We start from the raw sequence: 16,294 nt of genomic DNA on the forward strand, positions 1-16,294 counted from the left end.
TGTCTGGGATTTTCGGATTATTAAGACCAAAGCAAACCTGAAGGAGCCTTATGTCTTCCGCGCGTACGATTTACCACATGAAAGTAGAACAAATCATTGATCACACTCCGACAGTGCGTGAATTGGTCCTAAAAACCGATGCTCCGGCAGAGTTTAACTTCAAAGCTGGCCAATTCGTGATGCTCAATGTGCCTCAAGGCGAAGCTAAACCGATTTTGCGTGCTTATTCAATTGCATCCGATGACCGCATAAAGAATGGTTTCCGTCTTCTTTTCAAGTTCGTTGAGAACGGTATTGCCTCGACTTTTGTTTGGAACTTAAAAGGGGGCGAGACTCTGAACTTCACAGGCCCCTTCGGAAAAGTGTTCTTCCAAGAACCTCCTACCGAGCAGATCGTTTTCCTCAATACGGGAACGGGACTTTCTCAGCATATTTGTTATCTGCTTTCTAAAAAGGAGCAATATCCGAATCTTCGCTATCGCATGCTCTTTGGTGTTCGCACTGAAAAGGACATGTACTATCAAAAAGAAGTCGAAGCTTTAGAGAAAGAACTTGTAGATTTCAAGTTTGAATTTGTGCTAAGCCGTCCTCAAGATGACTGGAAGGGAAAAAAAGGCTACGTGCAGAACTTTATCAGCGAGTTCGATTACAAGAACATCCCGACAACATTCTATCTGTGCGGCAACGGCGGTATGATCAAAGAAGTGAAACATCAACTTCTTGAAGTCGACGGCTTCGATAAAACACGCATCTGGTCTGAAGCCTTTGACTAAGCATCGTGCGGCCCTAGAGCTCATCTTTGCCGGAACCTTGTGGGGTTTCGGCTTTGTTGCCACGGTGTGGGCCTTGCGCGCGTTCACTCCCACGGAGACTTTGGTTTATCGTTTTATTATTGCCTCGGTCTTTGGTGAAATTCTTTACATTCTTTTTCGTGGAGTTAATTTCACGACCATTCGCGAAGAACTTCTTCGTGCTTTACCCGCGGGACTTCTTTTAGGTGGAATGCTTCTTTTGCAAACCATCGGCCTGCAATTCACAACGGCCACGAAGAGTGGTTTTTTGACAAGTCTTTATGTGATTATTGTTCCTCTGTTTAACGCTTGGTTTTTTAAAGCGGCAACGGGATGGAAAAACTATGCTCTGGTGGCATTGGCTTTAATCGGCACATTTATTTTGATGGACGCCAACCTTCAGGGCCTTAACGTCGGTGATATTTGGACTATTGGGTGTTCGGTGATTGCCGCTCTTCATATTATTTATATCGGGCGCATTTCAAATCGCGTGGGCAATGCTTTTCGTTTTAATAACTTTCAATCAATCTGGTGTCTGATTTTACTGACTCCCCTCTTACTAACCCAAGACAAAGTCACCACGTCGTCAGAGCATTGGCAGCCTTGGATCGGTGTTCTTTGTTTAGGGATTGGCTCCAGTATTATTGCATTTTATTTGCAGATTCGAACCCAGAAGATTTTATCGGACTCAACAGCCAGTATGCTGTTTCTTTTGGAATCGCCGTTTGCAGCGATCTTTGGATATATTATTTTAAGCGAACGCCTGACCCTTTTCCAGATGTCAGGCGCTTTAATGATTCTTGTCGCTTCGGTTATACAGATTCTTTTGGAGCCCGCTTCAAAGACCACAGGAACGAAACCGCAATAACGATTCCCCCACTCAGTCCCGTCACCCACTCAGGGATGTGCAAGAACGGATCAGCCAACATGATCATCGCAAGAATTCCGATGGCGTAAAAAGCACCGTGTTCAAGGAACGCAAACTTCGTAAGAGCTTCTTTTTCTACGAACATGATCGTCAAACTTCTGACGAAGAAAGCACCGATACTCAAACCAATCATGATAATGAAAAGGTTGTGCGTGATTGCAAAAGCCCCAACGACACCGTCGAAGCTGAAAGAGGCATCCAAAACTTCCAAATAAAGGAACATGCCGGCGCTAGCTCTATGCACGTCTTTCATTGTTTCATCAGAAGCTTCAAGCCATGAACCGATGCCATCGACGATCACGTAAGTGATCAGACCCGCCATGCCCGACTTCAAGAAAGGCAACGCCTGTTCTGAAGGAAGGAAGTGCGCAATGATCGCCAAGATCACAAGACACAGAGCCACTTCAATGGCTTCCACTTTACTTCCCAAATAAACCGTTGGTTTTTCGATAAAAGGAATCCAGTGGAGTTCTTTGCTTTCATCGTAGAAGTATTTCAGAGCCACCATCAAAAGGAACGCACCACCGAAGGCCGCTACTTCCAAATGAGCTGACAGCATCAACTTCGCATAGTCATCCGGACGAGTCGCCGCCATGACCAAAGCTTCCCAAGGACTGACTTGAGCCGCAAAAGTCACGATCAATAAAGGGAACACCAAACGCATTCCGAAAACGGCGATCAACATACCCCAAGTTAAAAAGCGATGACGCCATACCGGAGTCATTTCTTTCAGAACAACGGCATTCACAATCGCATTATCGAAAGACAAGGAGATTTCTAAAACCGCAAGAATCACCGCGATAAAAAGAGCACTTAAACCCGCACCTACTGTGCCACCATAGTAGTGACCAACAAAGTAAGAGGCGATAAGACCCACAAACGTAAAAATAAAAGAGCTTGTAAAGTATTTCATACCAGTCCAGTCCGCGCGCGGAGCGCGCCCACATCCTGAGGCGCAAGCCGCCAAGAATCAAGATTATTTCAGAACTGGCTTTAAGAATTTTCCGGTTTCACTGCCTGAAACTTTAGCAACTTGCTCTGGAGTCCCCGTGGCGACAATATAGCCTCCGCCTTTACCGCCATCTGGCCCCAAATCAATGACATGGTCCGCTGATTTAACGACTTCCATATTGTGTTCAATGACTAAGACCGTGTTGCCCTGATCGGCCAATTCTTGAATCAGCTCCACAAGCTTGCGGACGTCATCAAAATGCAGTCCCGTTGTCGGCTCATCCAAGATATACAATGTCTTCCCCGTGCCGCGACGAGAAAGCTCTTTAGAAAGTTTCACACGTTGGGCTTCACCACCAGAAAGAGTCGTCGAACTTTGCCCCAGGGTCATGTAGTCCAAGCCCACACGATGCAAAGTTTCAAGCTTGCGATAAATCTGACTGTGATTGCGGAAGAATTCCAAGGCTTCACTCACACTCATCTCAAGAACATCAGAAATAGATTTTCCCTTGTACTTGATATTCAAAGTCTCACGATTGTAACGACGTCCTTGGCACGTATCACAAGTCACGAACACGTCACTGAGGAAATGCATCTCAACACGAATCTGTCCATGTCCCATGCAGGTCTCACAACGCCCCCCCTTGACGTTAAAACTAAAACGACCCGGTTCGTAGCCGCGCAGTTTTGAATCCGGCAGATTCGCAAACAAATCACGGATCATCGGAAATAGTCCAACATAAGTGGCCGGTGTGGATCTCGGTGTTCTCCCGATCGGTCTTTGATTGATATCAATGACTTTGTCGATCTTATCCAGACCGTCAATTTTTTTAAAAGGAGATGGCTGAGCTGAAGCTTTATAAAAGTGCTGTGCTAAAATTTTGTAAAGTGTGTCGATGATAAGGGTACTCTTCCCCGAACCCGAGACACCCGTCACTGCGGTAAAAGTGCCCAGTGGAATTTGCATATCCACGTTTTGCAGATTGTTTCCTGTGGCGCCCGTCAGTTTTAAAAACTGTCCATTGCCTTTGCGACGCTCTGCTGGAATTGGAATGCGCATTTCACCTTTAAGGTATTTCCCCGTCAGTGAACGCGGATTGTTCGCAAGTTCTTCTGGAGTTCCTTGCGCCATCATCTCGCCACCAAGCACCCCGGCACGAGGACCCAAGTCGACAACAAAGTCGGCATAGCGAATGGTGTCTTCGTCATGTTCCACCAAAAGAATCGTATTTCCACGATCTTTAAGTTCACCGATAATATTGAGCAAACGATGGTGATCGCGAGGATGCAAACCGATACTTGGTTCGTCCATCACATACAGGACACCGATCAACGAAGAGCCCACTTGGGTCGCCAAACGAATACGTTGAGCCTCCCCACCCGACAGAGTACGTGAAGGGCGGCTTAAAGAAAGATAGCCCGTTCCCACGCGAATCAAATAATCCAAGCGCGACACAATTTGTTTTACGATTTTTTCAGAGATCAACTGATCTTTGGATTTCCATTGAAGCTTGGAAATCCACTCGCGCAACTCGACGGCACCGAGGTCCGCAAGTTCCGCGATGGTTTTTCCACCGACACGAATATTCAAAGCTTCAGGTCTTAAGCGGGAACCATGGCAATCCGGACATGCCGAAAGAACCATCTCTTCGCCTTCTTCTTCATCCTCGTCCGAAGTTTTTTTACCTTTGTATTTGTAGACGACTTTATCTAATTTCTTGCCGCCCACTTCCGAGTCTGAAAACTGTTCTTCTTCAACAAGATCAATGGTGCCAAGACCATTGCACGTCGGACAAGCTCCACGAGGATTGTTGAAACTGAACATGCGAGGTTCAATTTCAGGAAAGCTGTAACCGCACTCAGGACATGCCGAGTGCAAAGAGTACGACGTGCGCTCGCCATCCAAAGTTTCAATGATCACTCGTCCATTAGCCATGGAAAGAGCGGTGTTGATACTTTCTGACAAACGATGTTTCAAAGTGTCTTTAAGAATGAGTTGGTCGACCACCAAGTCGATATCGTGGGTTTTGGTTTTTGCAAGTTTCGTCGCCTTATCAAGATCAATCATCTTGCCGTCGACTTTGGCTTTCACAAAACCTTTTTTAGCCCAACGTTGGAACTCTGCTAAGAACTCCCCTTTTTTTCCTGAAGCCATGGGAGCTAAAACATAGAACTTCGTGCCCATGCTTTTCTTCATCACGTCTTCAATGATTTGCTGCGGAGTTTGACTGGTGACAGGAATATGGTGAGTCGGACACTCGGGGATTCCCACCTTCGCGTAAAGCAAACGAAGATAATCGTAGATCTCTGTCACCGTTCCCACAGTGGATCTTGGATTTGTGCTCACGGATTTTTGATCAATCGCGATTGCTGGAGACAATCCAGAGATGGAATCCACTTCTGGTTTTTTGAGTTGTTCGAGGAAGTTTCGCGCGTAAGCAGAAAGACTCTCGACGTAACGACGTTGTCCTTCAGCATAGACAGTGTCAAAAGCCAAAGACGATTTACCACTGCCGCTTAAGCCTGTGAACACCGTGATCTTATTCCGAGGAATGACCACGCTGACATTCTTAAGGTTATGCTCTTTTGCGCCTTTTACTATGATTCCATCTTCAGCTTGTGACATAAGCCCTCATTCTAGGACGAGGGTTCTGTCACTGCAAGGTCCAGCCAGAGAAATGCACTGCTTCAGCGAAGCTAGTTTACTTCGCTTGGCAAGCTGGGCAGACGCCGTAAAGCTCTAGGATATGGTGAGTTAGTTTAAAGCCGAATTGATTTGCGACTTTTTCTTGAAGACTCTCGATGGCTCTGTTTTCAAATTCACAGATTTTACCGCATTTAACGCAAGTTAAATGATCGTGATGGCCCTTAGGAGTGAGCTCGTAGCGAGCAGGAAGTCCGCCCATGCGAACTTCAGTCACAAATGTGCCTTCAGTAAGAGTGCGAAGGAAACGATAAACAGTCGCAAACCCGATTTCTGGATGATCTTTGTTGAGCTTCTCGTAAAGCTCTTGGGCTGTGATATGACGACGACCTTCATGCAAAGCTTTAAGAATCGCCATACGTTGAGTTGTGACCTTCAGATTGAGCGCACGAATAATACGTTTCAGTTCTGCTTCGTCGAAATCATCATGATGAACAACAATGTCTTCATCGTGCTGTCTTGGAAGAAACGGAACTGCGTCTTTACCCATGGGTCACCTCGAGGTTCATTTATAGGGGATCCCCCTAAAGAAGTCCAAATAATTAAGAATCATTTTCAATTGATTATTAGGTAGCAACACACTTAGATGGCAAAAACCACCTAAGCTATTAAAAACTGCGGAGTTTTTTACCTTTTGATATATGAGAAACAGCGTTATGAGGATGCAAACTTTCCACATGGCTGAACTCAGCTACGTAATCGAGGATTTCTGCTTTGTCGTCCAAAGCTTCCTTCACTCTGCGGGCTGCATCTTCACAGAACATGAGATTCTGTCCGTTACGACGAGCAAACTCCTGCTCATCTTCTCTCTTCACTGCTCCTTGGACGGCCGTCTGCAAGGCCTCTTCAACGATGTCGATCAAATCGCCATAATTGTAGTTCGGACCGACTTCCGCTTTCACGCGAGCAAAGCTGCGTTGTGCGTGGGGAGTTGCAAGAATTCCTTGCGGAGTTCCGAGCCATGAGTGAACCACATCAAAATCCAAAGACTGATCTTGGAATTGTTGTTTGAAACCATCTTGAATCAACTGGCGAGACAAAGCCGCTGAAGCCGGGCACGTGCTTGAATACGTAACCACGATTTCTACGAAGTAGCTTTTCACGCCTTCTTGATTGAAAGCTGACAACACCACGGGATAAGAGCGCCACGCTTGATTGGCACTCTTTAAAGCTTTGCGAACAAGCGGAGCTTCAAACTGCACTTGCACCAAAGCTTGAGTTGAAAGGTCTTCGTGAGTTTTCAAAAACTCATCCGTCGCCTGCCCTAAGAGACCCAAGGACATTTCATTCTTCGTCAAAACATCTTGAGTGATAAGATACAAACGCGACATGTGAATGCCACGAGAAGGTTTTTTATCAAGACTGACCTTCGCATCCGCGCGAGCGGGAATACGGTAAACGCCATCGCTTTGTTTTAGTAAAAGAGGAAGTTCAATAGAACCCATTCCTACCCAATCAATGGGTGCGTATTTTTCTGAATGAGTTTCTTTAGCTACGTCAGGAAGATTCGTTTTCGTCATAAGAGGTCTATCCAATTCCAGGATGTTCTACCGCAATTTCTCCTCCTTGGCTCCTGAAAAGATTTCAGGAGGAAAGGTACGGACTTACTTTTGGTAGCGGCACTGCGCCATTTATGGCTGCGGCGCTGCTACCAAAAGTAAGTCCGTACCTTTAAAGTAGAACCTTATGGCACAAAAGCAACTGATCCTCGCAAGTACTTCGAAATATCGCCAAGAGCTTCTTTCTCGATTGGCTTACAAATTCACGGCCCAAGCCCCTTTAATTGATGAAGAGAAAGAAAAAGACCCGAGCCTTTCTCCGAAAGCTTTGGCAGAACGATTGGCGATGCTGAAAGCTGCGAGTCTTAAAAGTGCTGACCGTGTCGTGATTGGCGGTGACCAGCTTGTCGCTTTTGAAGGTCGTATTCTTGGAAAATCCCACACGGCCGAAAAAGCTGTCGAACAACTCATGTCCATGCAGGGCAAAACCCATGAATTGATCACTGCGATCTGTGTGTTTAGCGGCGACACGATGATTCCCTACACGGACATCACACGCATGCATATGAAGAAACTTTCTCGGGAGCAAGTGGAACGCTATGTCCAATTGGATATGCCAATAGACTGCGCAGGAAGTTATAAGATTGAAAAGCACGGCATTATGCTCTTTGATAAAATCGAAAGCCAAGATTTCACGGCTATTCAAGGTTTACCCTTGATTGAGCTCAGCAAAATATTAGAGAATCAGGGTCTATGACAGAGACACAAAAAAAACTATTCGATGCTGCTTGTGATGCTCAAAAAAGAGCTCATGCTCCCTACTCTAACGCTCTTATCGGAGCGGCCGTTCTGATGGGTGACGGACGTATTTTCTCGGGATGCAATGTCGAGAATGCTTCTTTCGGTGGAACTGTGTGCGCTGAACGCGTGGCGATTTTTAAAGCTGTGAGCGAAGGCGCGCCGAAACAAGTCAAAGAAGTTTTGGTTGTCAGTGATGCAGAAAAACCTTGGCCGCCCTGCGGTTTCTGCCGCCAGGTGATTGCGGAATTCGCGACAGAACAAACGATGATTCACACCGCGAATCTGCAAGGCAAAATGAAAAGCTTCCAGTTCCCGGAAATTTTCCCGGAAGCTTTTACACCTAAACATTTAGATTAAAGACGGCAAAGGCTCCTTGGAAACGGAGCCTTTTTTTTAACGGTACTTTTCAAAATAAGAGTTAAAGCCACCGGTGCGGTTTTTCAATTGATTTGAAAGATCCTGAATCAAGGTCAAATAAGGTTTGAACTCATTTCCTTTTTCTTGTTTCAAAATATAATCGGCCACAGCCAAAACTTCGATAGCTTGGGTTCTGCGAGCCTCAAGGGCTTCTGAAGTGATGGAAGTCTTTTCTGGCTCCACAGAAAATTCAACTCTAATACCGAAATGATCGGACCACGGTTTGCGAGGAGATCCGCGCATATTCACTTGGCCTTCGACGGCTTTAAGACTTGTGTTGGACTCTCCGACGTTAGAGAAAAAGATATAGTCAAAAGTGTGATCCGTCAGCATCCAGCCCAAGGGATTTTTTGCGCAGTACGTGCAATAGCCCGCTGGATATCCGCCAAGAAATTCATCCATGGAGTCGTGGGCCCCCATGGTCATCATCAAAAACTTTCTTTCAACACTGTCGATATCGGCATTGAAATCGCCCGACAATAGAAGCTTTAACTGTTGATGTTTCAAACGCCATTGCAAGATGTCTAGAACTTGCGTGATACGCACGGCTTGAGACGTCGGATGCAAGTGGGTGTTCATGAAAAAGAAGTCTTCGTCGATGCCGAAGAAATTAGATCTCACGATGTGATAGGCTTTTTTAACATTCAAAGCAGAGCGAACCGTATCTAGAACTCCGCCCTCATTATTGACCGTAAAGTCCACCGTTTGACGGCCTTTGATTTCACCCATAAACAAGGACATCACACCGATGCGCGCGTCTTTATTTGGGGAACTGATGCTGTATTGATGTTTCAAATTCTTTTCTACCTGGGCAATATGATCCTCGCTCCACACCTCTTGCAGATGAACCACATCACATTTAGGAATCCCTTGCAGAAAGCCCGTGATTCTTTCTGTACGCTCCTCGATATTCGAAGCGTATGCGGGACCGTAGGCATTGAAATTTTGAAGGCAAAAGCGCGGCGGACGAGGGTCAGCTTGCCAATACTGTTCGGCTTTGACTTGAGTCGACAACAACAACGTTCCAAGTACCAAGAGCTTTGAAATATTCATCGTTCCCTCACGGAAAAATTCCTAAGGGTCTACATTCAAATCCCATACGAAGCTGAGCAGCCTTTGTATTTGTTCTGGGGTGTCTAAGTTTGAGACAGTAACCTAAAAACTGTCCCAAATCTCCTGCAATCGTCGGTCGTTCTCGACCTCTTTTCAATAAGTCTACTTTACAGAACAATTTAAATTAAGACGGCCATTATTTGAAATGGAACCCAATTCCAACGTCGTTTGATCTTTTAAGTTATCGACACCCACGGCGCCACGAATGACTTCATTTTCGATAGAAGCTGATATAATTTTTCCGTTACTAACCCAGACACCATAATTATATGAAGGCGCAATTTCCGCATTCACGGTCACGCGATCATATATATTGGAGTCCACTATAATACCGACTAATTCGGCATCGCCATCTTTATTCAAAGTCATCGTCCTAGTGTCTTCCTTCACAACCACTTTTTCATAATTTTCATTTTCCACTTCAATCTTCGCCGTGCATGTCAAACTTGCCGCAGAAGCGCTTGCTCCCATAATAAGTGAGAACATGGCCAATAGAATTTTCATAAATGTCTCCTTTGTTTATTCGAGGTAATCTCTGCGACACTTATGCCAATTCCATAGTTTGTTTATTCGAATATAAAAGAAAAAATTTGCGCATGAATTTTACACACGACTCTATATGGCGCTCATCAATCTTCAATAAGTCGGCTGCGTTGGATATTGCAGGCAGATTTTAACATGATTTACTCTAATGTGATTTGAACCACTAACTGCAGCGATATATAGAAGAATTCGATCCCATATCTGCGGAATCGTTCCTTATATTTTTTTACTTAAAGGAACCAACTGTATATTAAGGTTATATACTTCCGTTCTTGGCGCAATCTCAAGACTTTGCGACATTTCGTATGCAAAGTTGCGAATTTTCTCTTTGGCTTCTGGGATCTTATCCGTACGAATCGCCATCGTGATTGACAGGATCTCGCGCAATGCAATTGGAACCTCATCAATCGCTCCTATTGCCTGCGTCAGTGTTTGCTTGTGCGATTCTTTTAAAGAAGAACTTGGAATATCAAAATCGGTGCATAAACAATCTTTAGCAAGGCGATAATGTCCGTCTTCCAGTACAACAAGTCCCAAGTTAAGCATAGTCTCAAGAGCCGTCGTCACGTTATAGCTATTGATACCAAGTCGTTTTGCAACCCATTCTGCATCGGATTGAAAATCAAGAGTTTCCATTAGAGATAAAATAGCGAAGTAATGCCAATCTTGAACTTGGGAAAATGAGGCTTCAGCCAGACGATTCTCTTTGTAAAGTTCTCCAGTTCGAACCTTGGTGTCCTTCAGGTAGCAGCTACGAAGCTCTTCTGCATTTGGAGATGCTAAACCATTCATTCTTTCAGCGATCTTTTCAATTGCGTCATCGGTCAACTGGCGATGACCAGCGAAGTATTCTGACATTCTTCCTGCAGGCACCCCAATTTTATTAGCAAATGCCCGCAAAGAAAACGAAGGATTTTTCGATCGAATATCCTCATACCAACTTCGAAGATATGTCACCGCAAAATTCATAGTTCTTCCTGGTAATAGTAGCCGTTTCCTGGCTCCTCTGAACCGTTGTGATTTCCCCACGAACCGCCTTCTCCATTGTCGTGCCCCTGAGTGTCGCAAACGGCGTCGTTGCTGAATTGCTCGCAACCTTTACCATCCTCGCCATTACCCCGTATGAAGCCTTCGCGAGGGCTGACATAAATTTCCATACCTTGAGCTACGTACAAGCCCTGGAGGCCACCGTCTTCCCCATTTTGCCCCTCATCCCAGGAGCCATCATCAGCTAGCCCTTCTCGGTTTATCAGGCAACCAGGAATGTTGGGGTGTGCATCGCAATCTGCTTTGCTTGGGCCAACTAATCCCCCAGAACCATTACCACGAACAAACCCTTCGCTAATAGTCGCAAAAGCTGTCGCTGACTGGCCGAAGAATAATACGAATATAAATATCCTAGTAAGACTCACAACCACCCCCTATGTAAAAAATCAGCTATTAGAACGTGAAGTTTTTGTCAAAATAATTACTTAGGAAGGAAAAACTTCCCAGAAAATTCAATCCCATTGTGCTGGGAACATCGCCTATCATGGTGAGATTTTATATGAATTGAAACCACTTATTGATTTCTGCATGATTTTAGCAATTTAAGATTCTGAAGATTTGCCTTTGTATCCGCATCCAACACAATAGCAGAGCATGGATTGTAATTAAACACAGAAAGCTTCGGAGAGACGGCCAGTTGCAAAGTTCCGCTCTGTAATCGCGGAATTTTAACCGACGCTAGAAAATTTTGATGATAGCTCAAAGAAGCGATGTGAATCCACCATCCCACTTTTTCCAGTTTCGGCAATTCCAAAGATACTAAGGAGTCTCCGGTAAAGTTCAAGGCCCCGCCCACTTCCTTAAGGTTAGGAAGAGAGACATTTCTTGGTTCACCAAACACAACATAGTCAACCCCTCCAGTCACTTTGCAATAGGTCTTTGCTGCATGCAGATCTTCCTCCGTATAGATTGAAAGATTGCCGTCGTAAATGTCACAGGCTGAAGCGCTTTCAAAACTAATCACAATAAAAATCAAAACCGCACGTTTAATTTTTTTCATCGTCCACACTCCATTTCTTTATACTTAATGAAAGTTCGAACACAACATACATAAAATGAGATTAAGTAATGAACTGTTGATTTTACAGATACCGGAAATACGCTCCCATTTCGGCGGGAATACATTCTGATCTATTGTAAAATCAATCATTCATTATGGGCTTCTTCTTCAGATATAATTGCGCCAATTTATTTTTCAGGACTCGGAGCATTTCTAAATAAATTAGGAAAATGGTTTCGAAAGGAGACTCAAATGAAACTGCTAGCAAAAACCGTTCTAACTGCACTTTTTATTATGCCTACTTTAACTTTGGCGCAAACCTCGCTAGCGGATGTTTTAAGCTTAGTGCTTGGCGATCAAAACTTGATAGATTCAGCGAAATTAGTTGCTGGAGCTGACTATTTCACGTCAGCGTCGGTTGAGACTCTTGAGAATGACAAATACACCGTCACATTGGAATTTTCTAAATACGATTTTACTTGTGAAGCTGTGATCGAGATTGAAAAAGTTCAGGCGGAGATGCTCTCTATTCAATCCATTACTCGTGGTAACTGTATCGAATAAGCCCAGCGCATTTGTCGGAAATCTCACGTCTTGTCGTTTATCTTTTGCTTGCCGGCCGACGAGATAGTGACGTGGTTTCATTAATCACCGGAGGAGCATCGGTAATAAATTCTCCTTTGGTAGGATCACCCCAAAGATTTCTTATCGTTGCACAACCGATAGAATTAGAAATTATTGAAACTAAAAGTAAACGCAAAATCATAACCCCTCCCGATAAGAACTCTTCCCATACAGAAAGAGTTCCCTGCCAACGCTTTTCCTAGTTTACATTTGTCGACATTTCGTAAAATCTCAGTTGAAGAACTTTCAACCCCTTGTTGTCGTAATTCCAGAAATAATCTTGCAAGCGATCGTCAAACAATGGATATCGTTCTTCCGTACCGTCTCCATCTAAATCCGCATAAATATACAACAACTGTTTCGTGACGTTTGTGAAGGAGGACTTTCCTGATTCCCTTACTGCGACGTAACTTAAAGTACTGCAAACTTCTTCACCTGTGAGTGGATCTATTGCACAAGTTGAAACTTTTGCTTCACCGCCAGGCTTACCGAGAGCTCTCGCGAAAACAGAGTAAGTCGTTATTCCGTCATTATCGGCATCGGAATTAGGCAATTGAAATTTAGCCGCACCATCAGTCCCATTGGCATCAAGTACTTTAAACTCAGCACCTTCTTGAAGAAGAATCTTAGCAGTTCCAAAAAGAGGCATAAAAATGCGGTGGCCGTCATTGTTTGACATATCGGCGGATTTACCTTTGGGAACACCGATAATATTAAGATTATAATGAGCCCCTGACAGCGCACCATTTCCTGCGAAGGCAAACCCACTTGCTAAAATCAACGTAAGTAACACTAAGTGATTACGCATTCTCATAAATTCCCCCTGTTTCGATTTCTAAGTTTCTGTATAGCAAGCGGGGTTCCAAACTCTTCTCGGTTATAAGCCCACAAGAATTCTTTTTGCTGACGATCTTTTGACCAATATAAAAGAAAGATCGAATGCATCTCTAAGGATTTACGCATTTTTTTCGCCAATACTAAAAATCTTAGACAATGTTAGAGAATGAAGTGTTGCTCCCAAAAAATCTGTAAATTCCATCAAAACAAATTCTTTCTCTAGCCGCCACTGCGTTCCCGCTTTTGTGGGAACAATGCCTGAAATTGGCAATGAATATCAAATATTTACATCCATCAGAAATCACTGCACTTAATTCTTCAACAAACGAAAAACTCGTCTACTCTCTAAGCAAAAATACATCGAATTTTAGCTGGCATGAGCTTGCAATTAACCTTTCGCAACAGGGAAATTATTCCCGCAAACTAAAAAAGAGAAATATTTATGAAATTAACAAAAGTTTTAGTTCCAGTTTTATTTATGGCATTTTCTATTCAATCTCACGCTCAAGTTGAGTCTGAAGAATCTCCGCAAATCAAGATATACAAAGCCTGCGTACAGGTAGTAAAAGCCTTCGTAAAGAAGCGTGTTGCAGCCGGGAGATCAGATTTTACTTATCCTTTTACGAATCCAATTTGCGTTTCTGATGGTGAAGGAAAACTCGATCTTATTGTTACTTTGGCTATGCTTGACCGCGGCGCAACCAATCAATCATCTATAGAGGCTGGCGAGGCAGTTGAAAGTGGCAAACTTGATAGAGCGTCTGTCCTCCGCCTTCTGCGAAATTCACTTATTACTGGTCCAACTGCAAACAGACTGGCATTTGAGATTTCTCCACTTATTGCTTCTGGAAAGCTCGACGAGGATTGTTATGTTCTCAATCAATTGATAATGCCAACTAGTGACGCTATTGAGAAGTGCACTGCGAAGTAGTCTATTCATAATAGCAACACTCCCTTTCCGATAAAAAAGGGAGTGTTTATCTTTGCTCCCAGGAAATCTGAAACACTCCTCGATACAAGCAGCTTTAAGAATCTTGACTTTAGTTACCGCCATTTAAAGTATGGTGGCATGAGCTATATTATGATTTCCGGACGTCCGTTAATATCTTCAAAAACCACGGCGAAAGATTTTACTATTAAAGTTTATCGCGATGATAAATACATTCGACTCAAAACGACCAGCAAACACGCAAAAATTAACATCAATGGTGATAGCATCATATTCGATATCATTAACAGAATACCCATTGCCGTAACGGCGTTGGAAAGAGAAGTCAAAATCATTGGTGAAAAATTAGTTGATGCACAGATTTACACTCTTGAAAATGGGTCTGACGATATGATTTTGGCAGTGATCGAAGGTCAGTCTGGAACAAAGTACCTTGGTCTCGTAACGATCGACGTCGATATTATTGGGGCTTCGAGAGTATGCAGATGATCAAATTCTGATCAATAGATTTTCTATTTTAATTTCTTTTTCGCTGTCTTGCGAACCCTGGTTCCGATTCGCACAGGTTTGTTTTCGCTTATTTTTAGTCTTGGCAATAGATCTAACCGAATCTCGTAACGAGCTGGTTTGGTCGGTACAAATTTAAAACTTTTAGTAATATAGCCGACCTTTGAGACTTCAATTTGATACTCTTGTCCTCTTTTAAGCATCACATCTGTTCGGCTGGATGTCAGCATCCAACCATTAATGGATATGGAAGCATCTGAAGGAACAGCAGCAAAAGAAATGGGCTCATCCATGACAGCAGCACTTTGTCTGTGTGGTTTAATCATCGCTGTTATTGTATTTGATTCTACCAACTTGTAGCCGATAAACCCAAGGCAACAGACAGTAATTCCTAATAAGAAACTTTTAAAAATGTCCAACAAGGAAAACTCTGAATTTTCACTCACAACTCGAAAATGAGTCCGCATTGCAGGCCTTGATGACACCATAGGTTCTCTTAATCTATTTGTAATAATCGTTTTCTCGATCAATTGCGGTCGTTCGGGAATCTTCGCCTTTTCTTGCAAAGATCTCAACTCCTCAAGCGAATCCAGATACCTTTTAGGAAAGTATTCACTCTTTAATTGCACTGCCAACTCTTCAGAAGAAAACTGCGGATACAGTTGATTTAGCATCAACTGCAGATCCCTGCCCACATGCCGGGCATGAGCGTATCTCTTCTCCACCTTATGGTGCAGAAGTTTGCGCAAAATGGGCTCAAAAGCTCTAACTCTCGCCGATTCAAAGAGATTCAATCCATCAATTCGAAACTCACGTAAATAACGCTTCACCTCATCAACACTGGAGCCTGCAAAAAAACGGCGATTGCATAACAATTCCCAAAATATGATACCCAAAGAAAATAAGTCACTTCGTTGATCAATGAAATCACCCCGCTCTTGCTCGGGACTCATATAGGCTATTTTTCCCTTAATAATTCCGTGATGCGTTTGATTTGTGGCGGCTGTGGCTTTTGCGATGCCAAAATCAATGACCTTCACTTCTCCATCGTAGGTCAGCATGATGTTGTGTGGACTCAAGTCCCGATGAATCAAGTTTAGCGGCGTTCCCGTTGCCGGATCCTGAACATTTGCCGCATACTCAAGCCCATCCGTGACTTCTTTAAGAATATAAAGAACCATTGGTAATGGGAGATATTCCCCTCTATCACGGAGCACAGCAATCAACTCTCGCAAAGAAACGCCATGAATGTACTCCATAACAAAATAGGCTTGAGAGTCCACGACGCCGAAATCAAATGTCTGCACTATATTCTGATGGTTTAAACAAGCCGCAACCTTCATCTCGTCGACGAACATCCTGCATAACTCAGAGCTATCCAGATACGCAGGTAAAGTTCTCTTCAAAGCCACCAAACGCCCTTGCCCCAGTGACATGTTCGATCTCGCCAAAAAAACTTCCGCCATGCCCCCTGTCGCGAGGAGCTTCATAACATCATAGTTGCCAATTCGTCGCATGTTGCGCATGACTTTTTTTCGGTTTCACGGCGCTGACACTTGATGCGTTCCTAAAAAAACGGGAGC

The 16,294-nt window shown here is 43.9% G+C and carries 19 protein-coding genes; 7 read left to right on the forward strand and 12 right to left on the reverse strand.

Going from position 1 to position 16,294, the window contains the following annotated elements:
• Window positions 1-50: 50 nt before the first annotated feature.
• Both ACL934_RS12200 and ACL934_RS12205 read left to right on the forward strand, forming a co-directional pair.
• Complete coding sequence (locus tag ACL934_RS12200) at window positions 51-773, forward strand: FAD-binding oxidoreductase (RefSeq protein ID WP_374073841.1); 723 nt, start codon at window positions 51-53, stop codon at window positions 771-773.
• Complete coding sequence (locus tag ACL934_RS12205) at window positions 766-1,659, forward strand: DMT family transporter (protein ID WP_413612296.1); 894 nt, start codon at window positions 766-768, stop codon at window positions 1,657-1,659. The genes ACL934_RS12200 and ACL934_RS12205 overlap by 8 nt, the downstream gene beginning before the upstream one ends.
• Here the strand turns inward: ACL934_RS12205 and ACL934_RS12210 are convergent.
• The 4 genes from ACL934_RS12210 to folE2 form a co-directional block, all read right to left on the reverse strand.
• Window positions 1,604-2,632, reverse strand: coding sequence for a DUF475 domain-containing protein (locus ACL934_RS12210; protein ID WP_374073845.1), 1,029 nt, complete (start codon window positions 2,630-2,632; stop codon window positions 1,604-1,606). The two genes, ACL934_RS12205 and ACL934_RS12210, sit on opposite strands and share 56 nt — an antisense overlap.
• Window positions 2,633-2,695: 63 nt before the next feature.
• The gene (gene uvrA, locus ACL934_RS12215; RefSeq protein WP_413612297.1) at window positions 2,696-5,296 is read right to left on the reverse strand and encodes an excinuclease ABC subunit UvrA; all 2,601 of its coding nucleotides are present in this window, start codon (window positions 5,294-5,296) and stop codon (window positions 2,696-2,698) included.
• 76 nt (window positions 5,297-5,372) lie between these two features.
• The gene (locus ACL934_RS12220) at window positions 5,373-5,864 is read right to left on the reverse strand and encodes a Fur family transcriptional regulator (RefSeq protein ID WP_374073847.1); all 492 of its coding nucleotides are present in this window, start codon (window positions 5,862-5,864) and stop codon (window positions 5,373-5,375) included.
• A gap of 118 nt (window positions 5,865-5,982) precedes the next feature.
• On the reverse strand, window positions 5,983-6,894 hold the full coding sequence (gene folE2, locus ACL934_RS12225) for a GTP cyclohydrolase FolE2 (RefSeq protein WP_413612298.1): 912 nt from the start codon (window positions 6,892-6,894) through the stop codon (window positions 5,983-5,985).
• A 166-nt stretch (window positions 6,895-7,060) separates the two neighbouring features.
• Here folE2 and ACL934_RS12230 point away from each other — a divergent pair, with 166 nt between their 5' ends.
• Together ACL934_RS12230 and ACL934_RS12235 are read left to right on the forward strand one after the other, a co-directional pair.
• Complete coding sequence (locus ACL934_RS12230) at window positions 7,061-7,630, forward strand: Maf family protein (RefSeq protein ID WP_374073850.1); 570 nt, start codon at window positions 7,061-7,063, stop codon at window positions 7,628-7,630.
• Complete coding sequence (locus ACL934_RS12235) at window positions 7,627-8,031, forward strand: cytidine deaminase (protein WP_374073852.1); 405 nt, start codon at window positions 7,627-7,629, stop codon at window positions 8,029-8,031. The genes ACL934_RS12230 and ACL934_RS12235 overlap by 4 nt, the downstream gene beginning before the upstream one ends.
• 36 nt (window positions 8,032-8,067) lie before the next feature.
• Here ACL934_RS12235 and ACL934_RS12240 read toward each other — a convergent pair whose 3' ends face one another.
• The 5 genes from ACL934_RS12240 to ACL934_RS12260 form a co-directional block, all read right to left on the reverse strand.
• Window positions 8,068-9,144: an endonuclease/exonuclease/phosphatase family protein gene (locus tag ACL934_RS12240; protein ID WP_413612299.1), complete on the reverse strand. Its 1,077-nt coding sequence runs from the start codon at window positions 9,142-9,144 to the stop codon at window positions 8,068-8,070.
• A 162-nt stretch (window positions 9,145-9,306) separates the two neighbouring features.
• On the reverse strand, window positions 9,307-9,708 hold the full coding sequence (locus tag ACL934_RS12245; protein ID WP_413612300.1) for a hypothetical protein: 402 nt from the start codon (window positions 9,706-9,708) through the stop codon (window positions 9,307-9,309).
• A 255-nt stretch (window positions 9,709-9,963) separates the two neighbouring features.
• Window positions 9,964-10,716 carry a TIGR02147 family protein gene (locus ACL934_RS12250; protein WP_413612301.1) on the reverse strand — a complete coding sequence of 251 codons (753 nt, stop codon included), beginning with the start codon at window positions 10,714-10,716 and terminating at the stop codon, window positions 9,964-9,966.
• Window positions 10,713-11,159, reverse strand: a complete 447-nt coding sequence (locus ACL934_RS12255) for a hypothetical protein (protein ID WP_413612302.1) — start codon at window positions 11,157-11,159, stop codon at window positions 10,713-10,715. The genes ACL934_RS12250 and ACL934_RS12255 overlap by 4 nt, the downstream gene beginning before the upstream one ends.
• Before the next feature lie 149 nt (window positions 11,160-11,308).
• Window positions 11,309-11,794, reverse strand: a complete 486-nt coding sequence (locus ACL934_RS12260; protein ID WP_413612303.1) for a hypothetical protein — start codon at window positions 11,792-11,794, stop codon at window positions 11,309-11,311.
• Window positions 11,795-12,046: 252 nt separating this feature from the next.
• On the opposite strand from ACL934_RS12260, the gene ACL934_RS12265 reads away from it, so the two are divergent.
• Window positions 12,047-12,358 (forward strand): hypothetical protein, encoded by a 312-nt coding sequence (locus ACL934_RS12265; protein ID WP_413612304.1) that lies wholly within the window; start codon window positions 12,047-12,049, stop codon window positions 12,356-12,358.
• Between the two features lie 37 nt (window positions 12,359-12,395).
• Here ACL934_RS12265 and ACL934_RS12270 read toward each other — a convergent pair whose 3' ends face one another.
• Together ACL934_RS12270 and ACL934_RS12275 are read right to left on the reverse strand one after the other, a co-directional pair.
• Window positions 12,396-12,560 carry a hypothetical protein gene (locus tag ACL934_RS12270; RefSeq protein ID WP_413612305.1) on the reverse strand — a complete coding sequence of 55 codons (165 nt, stop codon included), beginning with the start codon at window positions 12,558-12,560 and terminating at the stop codon, window positions 12,396-12,398.
• Window positions 12,561-12,617: 57 nt separating this feature from the next.
• Entirely contained in the window at window positions 12,618-13,232 is a 615-nt protein-coding gene (locus ACL934_RS12275) for a hypothetical protein (protein WP_413612306.1), read from the reverse strand.
• Window positions 13,233-13,697: 465 nt separating this feature from the next.
• On the opposite strand from ACL934_RS12275, the gene ACL934_RS12280 reads away from it, so the two are divergent.
• Window positions 13,698-14,186, forward strand: a complete 489-nt coding sequence (locus tag ACL934_RS12280) for a hypothetical protein (RefSeq protein WP_413612307.1) — start codon at window positions 13,698-13,700, stop codon at window positions 14,184-14,186.
• 138 nt (window positions 14,187-14,324) lie between these two features.
• Window positions 14,325-14,693, forward strand: a complete 369-nt coding sequence (locus tag ACL934_RS12285) for a hypothetical protein (protein WP_413612308.1) — start codon at window positions 14,325-14,327, stop codon at window positions 14,691-14,693.
• 23 nt (window positions 14,694-14,716) lie between these two features.
• On the opposite strand, the gene ACL934_RS12290 is transcribed toward ACL934_RS12285, so the two are convergent.
• The gene (locus tag ACL934_RS12290; protein ID WP_413612309.1) at window positions 14,717-16,237 is read right to left on the reverse strand and encodes a serine/threonine protein kinase; all 1,521 of its coding nucleotides are present in this window, start codon (window positions 16,235-16,237) and stop codon (window positions 14,717-14,719) included.
• Between the last annotated feature and the right edge of the window lie 57 nt (window positions 16,238-16,294).

It is taken from the genome of Bdellovibrio sp. HCB-110, assembly GCF_047323225.1.
Classification (GTDB): domain Bacteria; phylum Bdellovibrionota; class Bdellovibrionia; order Bdellovibrionales; family Bdellovibrionaceae; genus Bdellovibrio.

Coding starts and splice junctions, on each gene's coding strand:
- ACL934_RS12200 (WP_374073841.1), top strand. CDS start 51: ATGTCTTCCGCGCGTACGATTTACCACATGAAAGTAGAACAAATCATT.
- ACL934_RS12210 (WP_374073845.1), bottom strand. CDS start 2,632: ATGAAATACTTTACAAGCTCTTTTATTTTTACGTTTGTGGGTCTTATC.
- uvrA (WP_413612297.1), bottom strand. CDS start 5,296: ATGTCACAAGCTGAAGATGGAATCATAGTAAAAGGCGCAAAAGAGCAT.
- ACL934_RS12220 (WP_374073847.1), bottom strand. CDS start 5,864: ATGGGTAAAGACGCAGTTCCGTTTCTTCCAAGACAGCACGATGAAGAC.
- folE2 (WP_413612298.1), bottom strand. CDS start 6,894: ATGACGAAAACGAATCTTCCTGACGTAGCTAAAGAAACTCATTCAGAA.
- ACL934_RS12230 (WP_374073850.1), top strand. CDS start 7,061: ATGGCACAAAAGCAACTGATCCTCGCAAGTACTTCGAAATATCGCCAA.
- ACL934_RS12235 (WP_374073852.1), top strand. CDS start 7,627: ATGACAGAGACACAAAAAAAACTATTCGATGCTGCTTGTGATGCTCAA.
- ACL934_RS12240 (WP_413612299.1), bottom strand. CDS start 9,144: ATGAATATTTCAAAGCTCTTGGTACTTGGAACGTTGTTGTTGTCGACT.
- ACL934_RS12245 (WP_413612300.1), bottom strand. CDS start 9,708: ATGAAAATTCTATTGGCCATGTTCTCACTTATTATGGGAGCAAGCGCT.
- ACL934_RS12250 (WP_413612301.1), bottom strand. CDS start 10,716: ATGAATTTTGCGGTGACATATCTTCGAAGTTGGTATGAGGATATTCGA.
- ACL934_RS12260 (WP_413612303.1), bottom strand. CDS start 11,794: ATGAAAAAAATTAAACGTGCGGTTTTGATTTTTATTGTGATTAGTTTT.
- ACL934_RS12265 (WP_413612304.1), top strand. CDS start 12,047: ATGAAACTGCTAGCAAAAACCGTTCTAACTGCACTTTTTATTATGCCT.
- ACL934_RS12270 (WP_413612305.1), bottom strand. CDS start 12,560: ATGATTTTGCGTTTACTTTTAGTTTCAATAATTTCTAATTCTATCGGT.
- ACL934_RS12275 (WP_413612306.1), bottom strand. CDS start 13,232: ATGAGAATGCGTAATCACTTAGTGTTACTTACGTTGATTTTAGCAAGT.
- ACL934_RS12280 (WP_413612307.1), top strand. CDS start 13,698: ATGAAATTAACAAAAGTTTTAGTTCCAGTTTTATTTATGGCATTTTCT.
- ACL934_RS12285 (WP_413612308.1), top strand. CDS start 14,325: ATGAGCTATATTATGATTTCCGGACGTCCGTTAATATCTTCAAAAACC.
- ACL934_RS12290 (WP_413612309.1), bottom strand. CDS start 16,237: ATGCGCAACATGCGACGAATTGGCAACTATGATGTTATGAAGCTCCTC.